12 protein-coding genes and 1 tRNA gene are annotated in these 16826 nt (G+C 42.7%); 12 read left to right on the top strand and 1 reads right to left on the bottom strand.

The features are described 5' to 3' along the window. The 8 genes from Q4591_RS13555 to Q4591_RS13520 all read left to right on the top strand — a co-directional run bounded on the left by Q4591_RS13555 (position 1) and on the right by Q4591_RS13520 (position 9313). Positions 1-77, top strand: a tRNA-Arg gene (locus Q4591_RS13555). A gap of 759 nt (positions 78-836) precedes the next feature. Further along, positions 837-1085 carry an OadG family protein gene (locus Q4591_RS13550; RefSeq protein WP_076542995.1) on the top strand — a complete coding sequence of 83 codons (249 nt, stop codon included), beginning with the start codon at positions 837-839 and terminating at the stop codon, positions 1083-1085. A 17-nt stretch (positions 1086-1102) separates the two neighbouring features. Next, positions 1103-2890 (top strand): sodium-extruding oxaloacetate decarboxylase subunit alpha, encoded by a 1788-nt coding sequence (gene oadA, locus Q4591_RS13545; RefSeq protein ID WP_102438092.1) that lies wholly within the window; start codon positions 1103-1105, stop codon positions 2888-2890. 8 nt (positions 2891-2898) lie between these two features. Then, on the top strand, positions 2899-4029 hold the full coding sequence (locus Q4591_RS13540; protein WP_102438094.1) for a sodium ion-translocating decarboxylase subunit beta: 1131 nt from the start codon (positions 2899-2901) through the stop codon (positions 4027-4029). 669 nt (positions 4030-4698) lie between these two features. After that, positions 4699-6015 carry a CmpA/NrtA family ABC transporter substrate-binding protein gene (locus Q4591_RS13535; RefSeq protein ID WP_227006757.1) on the top strand — a complete coding sequence of 439 codons (1317 nt, stop codon included), beginning with the start codon at positions 4699-4701 and terminating at the stop codon, positions 6013-6015. A gap of 170 nt (positions 6016-6185) precedes the next feature. Beyond that, a complete protein-coding gene (locus Q4591_RS13530; RefSeq protein ID WP_241901093.1) occupies positions 6186-7094 on the top strand; it encodes an ABC transporter permease in 909 nt (302 codons plus the stop codon). A gap of 38 nt (positions 7095-7132) precedes the next feature. Next, positions 7133-7975 carry an ABC transporter ATP-binding protein gene (locus Q4591_RS13525; protein WP_102477193.1) on the top strand — a complete coding sequence of 281 codons (843 nt, stop codon included), beginning with the start codon at positions 7133-7135 and terminating at the stop codon, positions 7973-7975. Between the two features lie 177 nt (positions 7976-8152). Continuing rightward, positions 8153-9313, top strand: coding sequence for an alginate export family protein (locus tag Q4591_RS13520; RefSeq protein ID WP_303446298.1), 1161 nt, complete (start codon positions 8153-8155; stop codon positions 9311-9313). A gap of 108 nt (positions 9314-9421) precedes the next feature. Here the strand turns inward: Q4591_RS13520 and Q4591_RS13515 are convergent, their stop codons facing one another. After that, entirely contained in the window at positions 9422-10669 is a 1248-nt protein-coding gene (locus tag Q4591_RS13515; protein ID WP_102438103.1) for a dicarboxylate/amino acid:cation symporter, read from the bottom strand. Positions 10670-11031: 362 nt separating this feature from the next. Between Q4591_RS13515 and Q4591_RS13510 the strand changes: the two genes are divergently transcribed. From Q4591_RS13510 to Q4591_RS13495, 4 genes are all read left to right on the top strand, one after another. Then, the gene (locus tag Q4591_RS13510; protein ID WP_102438105.1) at positions 11032-11454 is read left to right on the top strand and encodes a YqaA family protein; all 423 of its coding nucleotides are present in this window, start codon (positions 11032-11034) and stop codon (positions 11452-11454) included. A 163-nt stretch (positions 11455-11617) separates the two neighbouring features. Further along, on the top strand, positions 11618-14449 hold the full coding sequence (locus tag Q4591_RS13505; protein WP_303461459.1) for a pitrilysin family protein: 2832 nt from the start codon (positions 11618-11620) through the stop codon (positions 14447-14449). Between the two features lie 254 nt (positions 14450-14703). Continuing rightward, a complete protein-coding gene (gshA, locus tag Q4591_RS13500) occupies positions 14704-16326 on the top strand; it encodes a glutamate--cysteine ligase (RefSeq protein ID WP_303461466.1) in 1623 nt (540 codons plus the stop codon). After that, entirely contained in the window at positions 16326-16754 is a 429-nt protein-coding gene (locus Q4591_RS13495; RefSeq protein ID WP_102438110.1) for a hypothetical protein, read from the top strand. The genes gshA and Q4591_RS13495 overlap by 1 nt, the downstream gene beginning before the upstream one ends. The last annotated feature ends 72 nt before the right edge of the window (positions 16755-16826 follow it).

The raw sequence follows: 16826 nt of genomic DNA, 5'->3' as shown, positions 1-16826 counted from the left end.
GCGGATGTAGCTCAGCTGGATAGAGTACCTGGCTACGAACCAGGCGGTCGGAGGTTCGAATCCTCCCATCCGCACCAGTATTAGAAAAAGCCCTGTAGTTATCTACAGGGCTTTTTTTATGCCTAAAATCCAGTCAGTCATATAAAGTGACTTTAAGTTTTCCTGCCAATATACCTACTTCACACTCACTCAAATGTCGCTAACCTGCTTTAGATCTTAAGTCAAAATGAACCACATCAAAATTTGGATAAATCCTTCAGTCATGCTGGTTAGTACGTTCACTCTAGTTGATTAATTGTACTTAGCTTGGTTAATTAGTTTTGTATGCTTTTATTTTAATTACAGCTTGATGATGAGCCATAAATTACAAAAACCACTACATATTTATGCTAAATAGAGCATCTGCACAATTTTGGTGAATATAGCTGTTCTTATTTCTGATATCTCTTTTTATATAGATCTTGTCATGACCTTATCATTTTCCTGATAAAGTAATCAAAAATGAAGATTCTTCATTATATGTGAACTATTTTTATCGAATTATCACCAAGGTGGGCTTAATCTTATTAATTTTGGTCTGACCAATTTACAAGGTGTTGGATTAATTGTTATAGATTGGTTATATTTTTCGTCGGTAAAAAATCACAGGGTAGTTTAATCGCTGAACTGGTGGATTTTAATGGAATAAAAACAGCTTATGCTGAATGAATAATTATTCCTTTTGTTGATGCCGCATCGTTTTGGTGCAATTTATTCAGCAGACGTTATTGACGTGTAAACATTGGAACTGATCCTGTGGGCAATTTTTAATTGCACATAATGACAAGAGAGGGTTTATGACATCATCAATATCCGAGCAATTATTGGATGCCTTGGGCATGATGATAATGGGGATGAGCTTAGTTTTTATATTTTTAAGCATATTAATTATCGGCATTAATCTTGTAGCTAGATTATGTCAGTCAGACATTCAGCCTGTTGTTGCTAATGCGCCTACACCTGTACCCGCAGCTGCGACATCAATTGATCCTAAGTTAATAGCAGCTATCACTTCTGCTATTCACCAGTATCGTGCCAAAGATTAAATCGTTTAGGAGTTATCATGAGCAAGCCTTTAGCGTTAACAGATGTAGTATTACGAGACGCCCATCAATCTATTTTAGCCACGCGCTTACGTTTAGACGATATGTTACCTATTGCACCTTTACTGGATAAAATTGGTTTTTGGTCTTTAGAGTCTTGGGGCGGTGCTACGTTTGATTCTTGTATTCGTTATTTAGGCGAAGACCCTTGGGATCGTATCAGAGAGCTGAAAAAGGCGATGCCAAATACACCACAGCAAATGCTATTGCGTGGTCAGAATTTATTAGGCTATCGTCATTACGCCGATGATGTGGTGACCCGCTTTGTTGAGCGTGCCCATACCAATGGTGTTGATGTTTTCAGAATTTTCGATGCCATGAATGATGTGCGTAACTTAGAAACTGCGGTTAAAGCAGTTAAGCAAGTCGGCGGTCATGCACAAGGTACGATTTCATTTACTAGTAGCCCAGTTCATAACGTGGATACTTGGGTTGATATGGCTAAAAACCTTGAAGACATGGGCTGTGACTCACTGTGCATCAAGGATATGGCAGGCTTACTTAAGCCAATGCAAGCTTATGACCTTATCAGCCGTTTAAAATCTCAAACTGACTTAACCGTTTCTATGCATTGTCATGCTACAACGGGTTTAAGTACTGCAACCTATCAAAAAGCCATTGAGGCTGGTGTTGATATTCTTGATACCGCGATTTCAACCATGAGCCAAACCTATGGCCATTCAGCTACTGAAACATTAGTTGCTATGGCAGAAGACTCGGGCCGCGCCACGGGTTACGACATGGCAGCATTAGAAGAAATTGCCGCTTACTTTAGAGAAGTACGTAAGAAATATGCCCGTTTTGAAGGGGCGCTTAAAGGCATTGATTCACGTATTCTTCGTGCACAAGTGCCAGGTGGCATGTTAACTAACATGGAAAACCAGCTCAAAGAGCAGGGCGCTGCAGATAAAATGGATGAGGTGTTAGAAGAGATCCCTCGTGTGCGTGAAGATCTTGGCTTTTTGCCATTGGTTACACCAACCTCGCAAATTGTCGGCACCCAGTCAGTGATTAATGTCTTAATGGGCGAGCGTTATAAAACCTTAGCTAAAGAAACCGAAGGTGTACTGAAAGGCGAATACGGTGCAACGCCGGCTCCGGTTAATGCCGAGCTGCAAGCACGGGTATTAAATGGCGCAGAGGCTATTACTTGTCGCCCTGCAGATTTAATTGAACCTGAATTAGATAAGCTTCGCAGCGAGCTTGCTGACATCGCTAAGAAAGACGGTATTACATTAGCCGCAGAAACTGATGATGATGTAATGACCTATGCCCTATTTAATCAAATTGGTCTTAAGTTCCTGACTAATCGCGGTAACCCTGATGCCTTTGAGCCAGTGCCAAGTGCTGATGATATGGCCGTGCCTGCGGCTAAAGCTGAAAAAGGCGCTGAAACCTACACTGTTAATGTGCAAGGACAAAGCTTTGTGGTTGAGGTAAGCGAAGGAGGCGATATCAGCCAGATCGTGCCGACATCAGCAGCACCTGCTGCCGTTGCTCCAACTGTTGCTGCTGCACCTGTGAGCGATGAAGTGAAAGCCACCATGAATGCACCGCTGTCGGGTAATATTTTTAAAGTATTGGTAAACGATGGCGATCACGTCAATGAAGGTGATGTGGTGTTAATCCTTGAAGCAATGAAAATGGAAACTGAAGTGCGCGCAGCAATAACAGGTTTCATCAAAAATATTTCAGTTAAGCAAGGTGATGCCGTTTCGGTTGGTTCACCATTGTTAGCATTAGCGTAGGAGATAGCATGGAAGGATTACTGGCCTTTTGGTCTGAGACAGGCATTGCTAACTTCGCTCTTGATCAATTATTTATGATGGCAATAGGCGGTTTATTACTGTATCTCGCAATAGCAAAAGGCTTCGAGCCATTACTATTATTGCCTATTGGGTTTGGTGCCATACTGGCGAATATTCCAAATGCGGGTTTCACTGAAGAAGGCGGCTTACTTTGGTACGCCTACCATGTGGGCATTGAGACCGGCATATTTCCATTACTGATTTTCATGGGCGTGGGGGCATTAACCGATTTTGGTGCATTAATCGCTAACCCAAAAACCTTATTGTTGGGCGCTGCAGCCCAATTCGGGATATTTGCGACTTTATTAGGTGCAATTGCTCTTAATGTGGTGCCGGGTTTTGAGTTCAGCATGACTGACGCCGCAGCCATTGCGATTATTGGTGGTGCAGATGGTCCAACTGCGATTTTCTTAGCCTCAAAACTAGCCCCTGATTTATTAGGTGCGATTGCTGTTGCAGCTTATTCATACATGGCATTAGTGCCGTTAATTCAGCCGCCAATTATGCGTCTATTAACCAATGAGTCAGAGCGTAGCATCAAAATGGAGCAGCTACGTGAAGTCAGTAAGAAAGAGAAAATTATCTTTCCCTTGATGGTTGTCGGTCTAACGATTTTGTTCCTACCAGCGGCGTCGCCTTTAGTGGGCATGTTCTGTTTAGGTAACTTAATGCGTGAGTCTGGCGTGGTTGATAGACTATCTTCTACCGCGCAAAACGAGCTTATCAATATTGTGACTATCTTTTTAGGTTTAGCTGTAGGCTCTAAATTACAGGCAGAACAGTTCTTACGCATTGAAACCTTGGGTATTCTTATTTTAGGTGCCGTGGCATTTAGTATTGGTACTGCTTCAGGGGTATTAATGGCGAAGTTCATGTCTAAGCTATCTGGTGGCAAAGTTAACCCATTGATTGGCGCAGCAGGAGTTTCTGCAGTGCCGATGGCGGCGCGCGTTGTTAACAAGGTAGGTCTTGAAGCTAATAACCAAAACTTCTTGCTGATGCATGCTATGGGGCCAAACGTGGCTGGTGTATTAGGTAGTGCTGTTGCTGCAGGTGTACTACTTGCGGTATTAGGCTAACCAGAGTTGTTTCAACAAGAGTAACCATCAGCTAATGCGTCTCAATTAGCTTAAGTTAGTAATTCAGATTAGTTACTCGCATTAGTTACTAAATAAAAGCCACTTAATCACCAGATTAAGTGGCTTTTTATATCGGTAGCTCAATTTCATTTGCTTATCTATCGCTTTAGTTATCGACACAGCCATGACTTAATCATTTACTCTGCGACTAACACAATCACATACACAATCACATACGCAATCACCTACACAGTCAGCAACTAAACCCCAAGTTCCGGTGCTAGTCTAAAGTTAAATGCTGCCCAAAAAAGTGCAACAGTATTTTATCTTGCACCGTTACGGACGCTTAGGGGCAATAGGTTTTTCAGTTGCAAACACATTTAATCATTTATAACAGTGGTTTACATTTGTGGCATGGTTACTGAATGGACTATGACAACAATACTCGTCATTGAGACTATTTATTGGTTTAATCTGCAGTTTGTTGAATATTTATGCAGAGCGACAAGATGGAACACATTAACGATAAAGCAAAGGCGCTTTAATTATTCCTTAGGGATAATTAAAGCGCCTTTTTGTTTTAAGTCATTTTAAACTTAAAAGGGATAAACGATGAACTGGAAAACGTCTTTTAAACAGCTTGCGGTCGCGCTAAGTATTGGTGCAGCGATGCAAGTTAATGTTGCCACTGCAGAAGTAGGCTTTCCTGAAAAAGAAGAGCTGACATTTGGTTTTATTAAACTGACCGATATGGCGCCTATCGCTATCGCTTATGAAAATGGTTATTTCGAAGAAGAAGGCTTATACGTCACCATCGAAGCTCAAGCTAACTGGAAAGTGTTACTGGACGGCGTGATTGATGGCCGCTTAGATGGGGCGCATATGCTAGCAGGTCAGCCTATTGCAGCCACGATTGGTTATGGTACCAAAGCCCATATCATTACGCCTTTTTCAATGGATTTAAATGGTAATGCTATTACTGTATCCAATGATATTTGGGCGCAAATGAAGCCTAACATCGCTAAAAATGCTGATGGTAAACCGGTTCATCCCATTAAAGCAGACTCGCTCAAACCTGTGGTAGATAAATATAACGAGCAAGGTAAGCCCTTTAAAATGGGCATGGTATTTCCAGTCTCTACCCACAACTATGAACTACGTTATTGGTTAGCCGCTGGTGGTATTCACCCCGGTTTTTATGCGCCTCACAAAGGTGATACTTCAGGACAACTTGACGCTGAAGCTTACTTATCTGTTACGCCGCCACCACAAATGCCATCAACCCTTGAAGCTGGCACCATCTATGGCTACTGCGTTGGTGAGCCTTGGAACCAACAAGCGGTATTTAAAGGCATCGGGGTGCCAGTGGTTACCGATTATGAAATTTGGAAAGATAACCCTGAAAAAGTATTTGGTATTACTGCAGAATTTGCTGAAAAGTATCCAAACACCACTATTCGCTTAACTAGAGCATTAATTAAAGCGGCTAAATGGTTAGACGAAAACAACAATGCTAACCGCCCAGCAGCTGTGAAAATCTTATCTCAATCTAACTATGTTGGCGCTGATTACGATGTGATTGCCAATAGCATGACGGGCACCTTTGAATATGAGAAAGGTGATAAGCGCGCGGTGCCTGATTTCAACGTGTTCTTTCGTTATAACGCAACCTACCCATATTACTCAGATGCGATTTGGTACTTAACCCAAATGCGTCGTTGGGGACAGATTTCAGATGATAAGCCTGATACTTGGTACAAAGAGATAGCTGCCAAGGTTTACCGTCCAGATATCTATGCAAAAGCGGCGCAATCGTTAATTGATGATAAAAGTATTGATGCCAAACATTTCCCTGACTTTGCTACTGAAACGGGCTTTAAAAAGCCGCAGCAACATTTTATTGATGACATTGTGTATGACGGTAGTGCACCGAATGCCTATATCAACAAGTTCAGTATCGGATTAAAACAAGGCGACAAACTGTAAGCCTGAGCTTAAGTACTTTATCTCGAGTTTTATGTCGAGTTTGATTCAGATTTTATGCAAGTAAGAGCTATCGAAGTGAGGATAGACCTATGACAACCATTGCAAGATTAGCGCAGAGACTCCCTATGGATAAGTCGGCTGTAACTTCGTTGTTAGCCAAATCAGCGGCAATGAGCAAAGCATTATTATTACCGCTCATCGGTATTACCGTGTTTTTGGTTATTTGGTCAATTACAGCCAATAATATTAATACATCCCTAGGTAAGTTTCCTGGTCCTGTGGCTGTTATAGGTCAGTTCGATGGGCTTTACCAAGAGCATAATGCCGAGCGAGAAAAGGCGGCGGCTTTTTATGAGCGCCAACAAGTTCGCAATAATGCAAGGCTGGCTGCCGATCCCAGTTATCAAGCGAAAACCAGAACGTATACCGGTAAGGAAACCTTCTTCGATCAGATAGTGACCTCACTTATCACGGTTATGTCTGGGTTTATACTAGCCGCCATTATTGCTATCCCCATGGGGATCTGGATGGGGTTAAGTAAAACCGTTAATGCAGCGGTTAATCCGATAGTGCAAATATTCAAACCTGTGTCACCACTGGCATGGCTGCCTTTGGTGACCATGGTGGTGAGCGCGTTATATGTGTCACCAGATCCTATGTTCTCCAAATCATTTATCAATTCTATGTTGACCGTCACCCTCTGTAGTTTGTGGCCCATGGTCATTAATACCTCAATAGGGGTGGCATCCATTGATTCTGACTTACTCAATGTCAGCCGGGTGCTGCGCTTATCACCGTTAACCCATGTACAGAAAATAGTATTACCAGCATCAATACCACTGATTTTTACTGGCATGCGTTTATCCCTAGGAGTGGCATGGATGGTGTTAATTGCCGCAGAAATGTTGGCGCAAAACCCTGGGCTTGGAAAGTTTGTTTGGGATGAGTTCCAAAACGGCAGTTCAGAATCTCTGTCACGAATAATGGCGGCAGTGATTGTGATTGGCTTTATTGGCTTTTTGTTAGACCGTGGCGTACTGGCACTACAGCGCTGGTTCTCTTGGGATAAAAGTCACTAACTGGTTGAAGAGTTCGTTGAGGAATAAGGATAAATCTTATGAGTGTATTTTTAGACATTAGTAATATCGACATGGACTTTCCAACCCCAAATGGGCCGTTTAAGGCGCTAAAGGAAGTCAATTTAAAAATTAATAAAGGTGAGTTTGTCTCGCTTATTGGTCACTCGGGGTGTGGTAAATCAACCGTACTCAATATTGTGGCGGGGCTATATCAGGCCACCAAAGGTGGGGTGATTTTAAATAGTACTGAAGTCTCAGAGCCCGGCCCTGAGCGAGCTGTGGTGTTTCAAAACCACTCTTTATTGCCTTGGTTAACCTCATATCAAAATGTGGAATTAGCAGTAAAGCAGGTGTTTAAAGGCACTAAGTCAAAAGCTGAAATGAAGCAATGGATTGAATACAACCTGAGCCTAGTGCATATGGATCATGCGATGCACAAACTGCCCAGTGAAATATCTGGCGGCATGAAACAACGAGTGGGCATCGCCAGAGCCTTGGCAATGGAACCTGAAGTGCTATTGATGGATGAGCCTTTTGGGGCGCTCGATGCTTTGACCCGAGCCCATATGCAAGACTCGCTGATGGAAATTCAACTGGAGCTTAATAATACCGTCATCATGATCACCCATGACGTGGATGAAGCGGTATTGCTGTCAGACAACATTGTGATGATGACCAATGGCCCAGAAGCAACCGTGGGTGAAATTCTTACAGTTGATTTACCCCGCCCAAGAGATCGTCTGGCGCTAGCAGAAGATCCTGAATACAACCGTTTGCGGGCCGAAGTACTGAAGTTTCTTTATGAGAAACAGCGCAAAGTAGAGCCTATTAATATTAGTAAGTCATTAACTACATCAGATGAACAGGCTGAAGCGGTTTAACACTAACTACATCAGATGAACAGGCTGAAGCGGTTTAACACTGATGCATGGAACAGTTTAGTTATAAATATAAAAGGAAAGATGATGAAACAGAAGCAACTCGCTGCACTGATTAATAGCAAATTAACCAAATCGATAGTAAGCCTTGCGGCGCCGCTATCATTAACCTTGTTGGCCATGGGCTCGGCTCATGCTGAAACGACCCAGTCCGTTGCTGATGCGGTCACCCAAGGCAGCGTTAAGGTCGACTTGAATTTGCGTTATGAAATGGTTGATCAAGATAATGCCTTAAAAGATGCTGATGGTTTAACCCTTCGCACTCGTCTGACTTATGCCACAGCTGATTACTATGGTTTTTCGTCCACCCTTGAGTTTGAAGATTCACGTGTGGTTGCCGGCGTTGATGATTACAACAATACCTTAGGTAAAAATCCGCAATATTCAGTGATTGCCGATCCAGAAACCACCGAGTTTGATCAATTCTTTTTAAAATATAACTATGAAGGCTTTACCGTTAAAGGTGGTCGCCAAGTCATTACCTTTGATAACCAACGCTTTGTGGGTCATGTGGGCTGGCGTCAAGATAGACAGACCTTCGATGGGGTGATGTTAGAGTACAAATTTAACGATGTATTTAAAATTGACTACGGCTATATCAGCCAGCGTAATCGTATCTTTGCACAGGAAAAAGATATCGATTCAAAAGATAACCTGATAAATGCTTCACTAAAAACCGATTTTGGTACCTTAAGTGGTTATGGGTATTTACTAGAAGAAGATAGCGCCATTGATAACGGCCTTGATACCTATGGTTTACGCTTTGCTGGTAATACCGATGTGGGTGATATCAAAGTATTGTATTCAGCAGAGTATGCCACCCAGGATTCTGATAACGCAGACTTGTCCTATTCAGCTGATTATATGAGCGTTGAGGCTGGAGTCGGTTTTTCGGCGATTACTATTAAAGTGGGTTATGAAGTATTGGGATCAGACGGCGGCGACTATGGTTTCCAAACACCTTTAGCGACCTTGCATGGCTTTAATGGTTGGTCAGATCAGTTTTTATCAACCCCTAAACAAGGCTTAGCCGATCTTTACGCCTCAATTGGCGGTAAGGTGATTGGCGGTAAATGGGCGCTGGTATATCACGATTTTGAGGCTGATGAATCATCGGCTTTAGTGGATGATTTAGGGTCTGAAATTAATGCAGTCTTCAGCGTGCCGGTGACAAAAAATTATACCTTAGGGATTAAATACGCCGCGTATTCAAAAGGCGATACTGCTGCAGGTAAAGTCGATACTGATAAACTGTGGTTATGGGCTAATGCTAAGTTCTAGCCGTAGCTTTTAAGCAGTTGGTCTGAACAGTTAACGCTTAAATAAAAACGGCTAACTCAGTTTGAGTTAGCCGTTTTTTAATAAATTTTCGCTGCTGAGCGACTCGATTTAAGCCGCTTGATTTAGCGCTTTTTCATCTGAATAAAACTGTTGCTCATCGAATTGGCCTTCGCTTTTGCCAACAACCACAGCTGTCATCATGTCACCAGTGACATTGGTTGCGGTGCGGATCATATCAATAACGCGGTCAATAGCGGCGATAAAGGCAATGCCTTCAAGGGGTAAACCAACCACGCCCAAGGTCACTGTTAGCATCACCATCGCACTACCTGGAACACCTGCTGTACCTACTGACGCCACAGTTGCCGTTACCGCAATGAGCATGTAGTCGGTCATATCCAGTGGAATACCGTAAATTTGCGCAATAAATATCGCCGCAATAGCAGGGTAAATACCGCCACAGCCATCCATGTTCATGGTAGCGCCTAACGGCAATACAAAGGCGCTATAGCGCTTTGATACACCCATAGACTCAGTACATTTACTACTTGCTGGTAAGGTGCCAAAACTTGATGCGGTGCTAAATGCCACTAGTTGAGCAGGCATGGCTTTACGGAAAAATTGTACAGGGCTTAGGCCGGCAGCAAACTTCACTAAACCACCATAAACAAAAATAATATGAATTAATGCAGCCACATAAATAGCCACAATAAACTTACCTAATGGCAGTAAAGTTGACAGGCCGTATTCACCAACAACCCATGCCATCAAGCCGAACACGCCGATAGGGGTAAGCTTTAATACCATACGGGTTAGTTCAAACATTACTTCTGAACCTGCTTCAATGGTGCGCTTAAGTGGCTCTGCCTTTTCACCAACGGCGTTAATTGCAATACCAACGAGCGCTGCAAACACAATAATTTGCAGGACTTTACCTTCAGCTAATGATGCAAAAGGGTTTACTGGGATCATATTAAGTAACACTTGGGCAAACCCTGGGATATCACGGTCGCGCACTTCTGAGGTCGCTAGTTCTAAACTGCCGCCCATATCAAATGAGCTACCAATGGCTAAACCAATAAACGATGCCATGGTGCCAGTAAACATGAACATGCCTAAGGTTTTAAAGCTTAAGCGCTTTAAATTAGCTTGTGAGCCTAATGAGGTAATACTGACAACGATGGCGCAAAAAACTAAAGGTGCAACCAACATTTTGATGGCGCTAATAAATAAATCACCTAAAGGTTTTAGTATTACTGCACTTTCGCCTAAAGCTACACCTGCAAGGATACCTAAGGCAAAGCCTGCGAGTACTTTTTGCCAAAAAGGAATGCGTTTCAAGGTTTGAAAAATCATCAAGGTTCCAACTATTTATTATGCTTGCCAGTCGTTACCAGCAAGAGGATTATTATTTCAATAACCTTATACAATCACACAAAAGGCCATTGAATAGTCATTGTAGCTATGTATTACGTTAGCGGTATAAACTGAGTTTAGCCATTGACTTCAGGCTATTTTAAGCCAGCCTAATTAGAGTCTTTTAGGTAATATTTTTCGAATTGTATTCAGCGAATATCGTCGGGACAAACCGTTTTTAATATAACTTATATCATTTTTTCAATTTGTTAATTACATATTGAAATTCAACAGCTTGTTAACTCGTTTTTATATTACGAGTTTAATGGCTAAAACACTATAGATATCATTAGGTAAAGTAAATGACTGCATTGTGGTTAATGTTCAGCGGGGCTTTTTTAGCGGCAACTTTGTTACCAGGAGGTTCAGAAGTTTTACTTGTAGCCTTACTTACGGATCAACCAGAAACCTGGCTTGCGCTGCTGGTGGCTGCCAGTGTTGGTAACACCTTAGGAGCAATAAGCAGTTACTATTTAGGCTATTTAGGTCGCTTTGCTAAGACGCCAGAGGATCTAGCGAGTAAGAAATACCAACATGGATTAAAATTAATTGAAAAATATGGCTATTGGGCGTTGCTGCTTTCTTGGTTGCCATTAATTGGCGATATTCTATGTTTACTCGCTGGCTGGTTAAAGCTACCTATTATCCCGTCTACTGTCATGATGTTAATCGGTAAAACGATTCGTTACTCATTAATAGTGGCTGCCTTTATGTTGGCATGGTAAAACAACTGTTATTGGTTTTTTTTATAAAACCCTATCGTGATCACTGTTGTTAGCTATCTGATTGGAGAGGATATTTTTATATGCGATTGAACCAACAAGGTATAAAACGACTCATAGCATCACATTGACTGATTTCATTGGCTAGATTTCAAGGAGTATATAAGTGAAGAAATGGATCTTGGCAGCAGCGATCTCTATCGCCATTAGTGGCTGCGCACATGAAGCAACAATTTCCCCTGCGTTACCTCAAGGGGTCACATTAGTTGAAACCGTCGCTCAAAGTGACTCTGTGGGTATTCCTTATAAGAAATATCAGCTAGAAAATGGTCTTACGGTGATTTTACATCAAGATACCTCAGACCCTCTCGTTCATGTTGACGTCACTTATCATGTGGGCTCAGCTCGTGAAGTGGCGGGGCGCAGTGGCTTTGCCCATTTATTTGAGCACATGATGTTTCAGGGCTCGCAAAATGTCGGCGATGAGCAGCATTTCAAAGTCGTTACTGAGGCTGGTGGCACCTTAAATGGCACCACCAATACCGATAGAACCAATTATTTTGAGACTGTACCCAGCAACCAGCTGGAAAAAATGCTCTGGCTTGAATCTGATCGTATGGGCTTTTTATTGCCAGCATTGACCAGTGAAAAATTTGAAGTCCAGCGTGAGACAGTTAAAAATGAACGCGCTCAGCGAATTGATAATCAACCTTATGGCCGTTTGAATGAGCGCTTTAACCAAGCAATGTATCCTGCTGGGCATCCGTATTCGTGGCCAGTGATAGGTTGGCCAGAAGATTTAGAACGTGCCAGTGTTGATGATGTGCGTAATTTCTTTAAGCGCTGGTATGGCCCTAATAACGCTACCTTAACCATTGGTGGTGATTTCGATGAAATGCAAACACTAGCCATGGTGAATAAGTATTTTGGTGAGCTAAAACGTGGTCCAGAGGTGTCAGCAGATCCTAAAACCCCAGTAGTCTTAGATAAAACCCGTTATATTTCAATGGAAGATAAAGTTCATTTGCCGCTGATTTATATGGGTTTCCCCACAGTATACGCTCGACATAAAGATGAGGCCGCGCTGGATTTATTAGCCAATATTCTCGGTGGCGGTAAAACCTCACTGCTATACAAAAACTTAGTCAAAGATGGTTATGCAGTACAAGCCTCGGTAGGTCATCCATGCCAAGAGTTAGCTTGTAGCTTAACCTTGTATGCACTGGCTAATCCCGCTTCGGGGGCAACGCTTGCGACGCTTGAGCAGAAAATTAATGACTCTATTAAGGAGTTTGAGCAGCGTGGCGTGACAGATGATGACTTACAAAAGGTTAAAGTACAGTTTGAAGCCGATACTATTTTTGGCATGCAAAGTGTAAAAGGTAAGGTATCAACTCTGGCCTACAATCAAACCTTTTTTGACAACCCTGACATGATAGCTAGCGACTTGGCCCGTTATGCCAGTGTCACTAAAGATGATGTAATGCGGGTGTTTAATACGTATATCAAAGACAAGCCTATGGTGGTCATGAGCGTTGTGCCTGAAGGGGCAAAACAATTAATTGCCGCTGAAGATAACTTTACCCCAACCATGATGCCGGTAGCGCCAGAAGCCGTGAGCGGCGTCGATAACGTCAGACAAATCACCTCAAGCTTTGATCGTACTATTATGCCAAAGGTGGGTGATGCGCCAGTACTAAAAGTGCCTGAGTTATGGAATGCTTCACTGGCCAATGGTATTGAAGTCATGGGTACTGAGAGCCATGAAACCCCAACGGTTGAATTACTGATTTATCTTGAAGGCGGCCATCGCGTTGCCCCCCAAGGTAAAGCGGGCGTGGCGTCATTAACGGCATCTATGCTCAATGAATCAAGCGCTAAACGTTCAACTGAAGAACTAGCTGGCGCATTAGAAATGCTTGGCAGTAGTGTGTCCTTTGGTGCATCGGGCTCACAAAGCTATATTCAGCTTTCAAGTTTGACTGAAAATCTCGCGCCGACTTTAGCGATATTACAAGAGAAGCTATTTACCCCAGGTTTTGTTGAGGCTGACTTTCAGCGCCTTAAACAGCAGCAATTACAAGGTTTACAGCATCAAGAGTCAGATCCTAACTTTTTAGCGCGCCAAGGCTTTTCATCGTTACTTTATGGTGAAAACAGCCCGTTAAGCGTCAATGCTTCTGGCACCTTAGAAAGTGTTGCCGGATTAACCCTTGAGGATGTTAAACAGTTTTATCAGCAGCAGTATCGAGCGGGTAATGCCAAAATGGTGCTGGTATCTGATTTAAGCAAGCAACAAGTGCTGCCGTTATTAAGCCCGTTTGCAGCTTGGCAAGGCAGTGCCAGCTCGCCATTTGTATTACCGCAATTACCAGAGCTTGCTGGTGGCACCATTTACATTATTGATAAACCAGATGCGGCGCAGTCGGTTATTAATATTGGTAAGCGGGCGTTAACCTATGATGCAACAGGCGACTACTTTAAGTCTTACTTAATGAATTACCCATTAGGTGGCGCATTTAACAGTCGGATAAACCTCAATTTGCGGGAAGACAAAGGTTATACCTATGGTGCTCGCAGTGGTTTTAATGGTGATAGCTTAGTGGGGCGATTTATGGCTTCAGCCAGTGTCCGCACTGATGTGACTGCAGAGTCACTTATTGAGTTTATTAACGAGATTAATCTATATCAGCAGCAAGGTATGAGCGAAGAGGAGTTAACTTTTTTACGTAGCTCAATTTCACAAGGTAAAGCATTAGACTACGAAACGCCTTATCAAAAAGCGGGCTTCATGCGGATGATTCAGCGTTACCAACTTGATGACAACTTTACTGAGCAGCAGGCAAATATTGTTCAACAAGTTTCGCGTGCTGAGCTAAATGAGTTAGCTGCCACGCAATTAGACTTATCACAGATGGTGATGCTGATTGTGGGCGATAAAGCTGCTATTCTGCCTAAGTTGCAAGCTTTGGACTATCCTATAGTTGAAATAAAATAAGCATCGCAGTTGTTTTTAGGATAAAAAACCTTATATAGATCAGATATAGGGTTTGATAGCCATTTAAAAATGCTAGAATTTAGTAATTAACGGTGACAGGTTAACTGTTACCGTTTTTTATTTGTAAAACATAGTGAGTGTAGAATGGCTGAAAATGCTTTTTACTGTGAGCTCATATGTGTTTAATAACATGCTTTTAATTGGTTTAAAGAAATGTTAGTGCTAAATATCAGGTCTAGCAGTTTGAATGTCGCATAAGCGAGTCACTACAAGAGAACAGCAAATTGAATTCATTCAATGAAACAGTCGATTATCTATCAAATGCCCAAGGGCGTGAATCTTTACTCGGCATGGTACGAGGCATTGAGCGCGAAGCGCTGCGCATCGAAAGCACTGGCCACCTTGCGATGGATAGCCATCCGCAAAAGCTCGGCTCAGCCTTAACGCATTCTCGTATTACCACTGATTATAGTGAGTCTTTACTTGAGTTCATTACCCCGGTGAATACTAATATTGACACCTTACTTGAAGGGTTAACTCAAACTCACGCCTACAGTGTTAAAAACATGAATGGCCAGACGCTATGGCCTGTGAGCATGCCGTGTTATGTCGGCGATGAAAAAGATATTCCTATTGCCCGTTATGGCAGTTCTAATAACGGTCAAATGAAAACCTTATACCGTAAAGGCTTAACCCATAGATACGGCGCACTCATGCAAATTATTGCAGGGGTGCATTTCAATTTTTCAGTCTCTGAACAATTGTGGGATAGCTTATATGAACGCACTGATAAGTCAGTGTCGCGCTGTGAGTTCATCTCAGAGTCTTACTTTGGCATGATCCGTAATTATCGCCGTTTAGTTTGGGTATTACCGTATTTCTTTGGTTCATCTCCTGCGCTGTGTGGCTCGTTCATTAAAGATAAAAACGTCGGATTTGATTTTAAGAAAACCGGTAAGGGCACCTTATACCTGCCATATGCGACTTCACTTCGTATGAGCGATTTAGGTTACACCAATAAAGAGCAAGAACGCTTAAACATCAGTTACAACTCACTGCCTGAATATTTACAAGGGGTGGGCGAAGCCATTCGCATGCCTTCTGCCAGTTTTGAGAAAATCGGCGTTAAAGTCGATGGTGAATATCGTCAGCTCAATAGCAATGTGCTGCAAATTGAGAATGAGTTTTACTCGCCAATTCGTGCCAAGCGAGTCACCAAAGCAGGTGAGAAACCTTCAGAGGCATTGTCTCGCGCTGGAGTTGAATACATTGAAGTGCGTGCATTAGATGTAAACCCTTATAGCCCAATTGGTATTGATGCCAGTCAGGTAAGATTTTTAGACTTATTCTTGCTGTACTGCTTGCTGTCGTCATCAGAAAAAAGTGATTGCGCTGCAGAGCAGGAAATCGCCGCTAACTTGCAAGCTGTGGTAGTTGAAGGTCGAAAGCCTGGGCTTGAGCTAATTAAAAATGGTCAGTCAATTAGCCGCACTCAATGGCTGAATGACATATTTGAGCCTCTGTCTCGCCTCGCTAAGTTGTTAGATGGTGATTCTGGTAATGCATACCAACAGGCATTATCGCAATGGCAAGCCGCTATCGATGATCCAAGTTTAACCCTATCTGGCCGCGTGTTGGACGATGTGGTTAATCAAGGTCAAGATCATAGTAGTTGGGTGAAAAATCTCGCTAAAAATTACCATTCATACTTAACTGACTACCCTTTATCGGATGCTGTTGAAGCGGGCTATGTCGAGGAAGCAAAAGCTTCTATTGCTAAGCAAGATGCAGCTGAAGCGCAGCCAAGCGAAAGTTTCGATGAGTTTTTAGCTGATTATTTTGCTGACTTATCCAAACCTGCCGCAGCGTGTCGTTAATGAAAAGGCTAGCTTTATCTGTGGTGGTGCTGGGTCTATTACAAGGCTGTGCATCATCAGTGGATGAGCAAGCTATCTGTGGCTCGGTGGCGAGTTATATAACCCCACCGACCTCGCAGAGTCTTTATCGCGTGGTGGTGACTCATCTTGATGGTAAGCCTGTTATCTCAAGGCCTTATTATAAATTAACCGCTGGAAAACATGAGTTTACCGTGGCAGAGCTCATTGAGTCGCCTGAGTTAAAAGTTAAGCTTGCTGCCCGTAAGCCTAAAAATATTGATGTTGATGTGAAAGCGCACCTGCAGCTTCATTTAGCGGCTGAATTTAATCAAGATAGAATTTATACTGGCGAGAATACCGATTACTGGCAACCCGTCATATGGCAGCAAGAGCCCCATGAATGTGAGTTTGCCAACCCCGATAATTAATGTGCCGCTTAGGCGCGATAAGTGTCCCCAATTAGGCAATAATTTAATGGTTTAGTTACTCATTTATTCCGA

Origin of the sequence: Shewanella sp. 3_MG-2023 (genome assembly GCF_030548765.1) — a bacterium.
In the GTDB taxonomy this organism is placed as follows: Bacteria; Pseudomonadota; Gammaproteobacteria; order Enterobacterales; family Shewanellaceae; genus Shewanella.
The sequence above is the reverse complement of the archived record's forward strand: the minus strand, read 5'-3'. Positions and strand labels throughout refer to the sequence as shown.

Excerpts from the sequence above, each read along its gene's own strand:
- Q4591_RS13520 (WP_303446298.1), top strand. The coding sequence starts at position 8,153 with ATGGGCTCGGCTCATGCTGAAACGACCCAGTCCGTTGCTGATGCGGTC.
- Q4591_RS13540 (WP_102438094.1), top strand. The coding sequence starts at position 2,899 with ATGGAAGGATTACTGGCCTTTTGGTCTGAGACAGGCATTGCTAACTTC.
- Q4591_RS13525 (WP_102477193.1), top strand. The coding sequence starts at position 7,133 with ATGAGTGTATTTTTAGACATTAGTAATATCGACATGGACTTTCCAACC.
- Q4591_RS13530 (WP_241901093.1), top strand. The coding sequence starts at position 6,186 with ATGAGCAAAGCATTATTATTACCGCTCATCGGTATTACCGTGTTTTTG.
- Q4591_RS13535 (WP_227006757.1), top strand. The coding sequence starts at position 4,699 with ATGCAAGTTAATGTTGCCACTGCAGAAGTAGGCTTTCCTGAAAAAGAA.
- oadA (WP_102438092.1), top strand. The coding sequence starts at position 1,103 with ATGAGCAAGCCTTTAGCGTTAACAGATGTAGTATTACGAGACGCCCAT.
- Q4591_RS13550 (WP_076542995.1), top strand. The coding sequence starts at position 837 with ATGACATCATCAATATCCGAGCAATTATTGGATGCCTTGGGCATGATG.
- Q4591_RS13495 (WP_102438110.1), top strand. The coding sequence starts at position 16,326 with ATGAAAAGGCTAGCTTTATCTGTGGTGGTGCTGGGTCTATTACAAGGC.
- Q4591_RS13515 (WP_102438103.1), bottom strand. The coding sequence starts at position 10,669 with ATGATTTTTCAAACCTTGAAACGCATTCCTTTTTGGCAAAAAGTACTC.
- Q4591_RS13510 (WP_102438105.1), top strand. The coding sequence starts at position 11,032 with ATGACTGCATTGTGGTTAATGTTCAGCGGGGCTTTTTTAGCGGCAACT.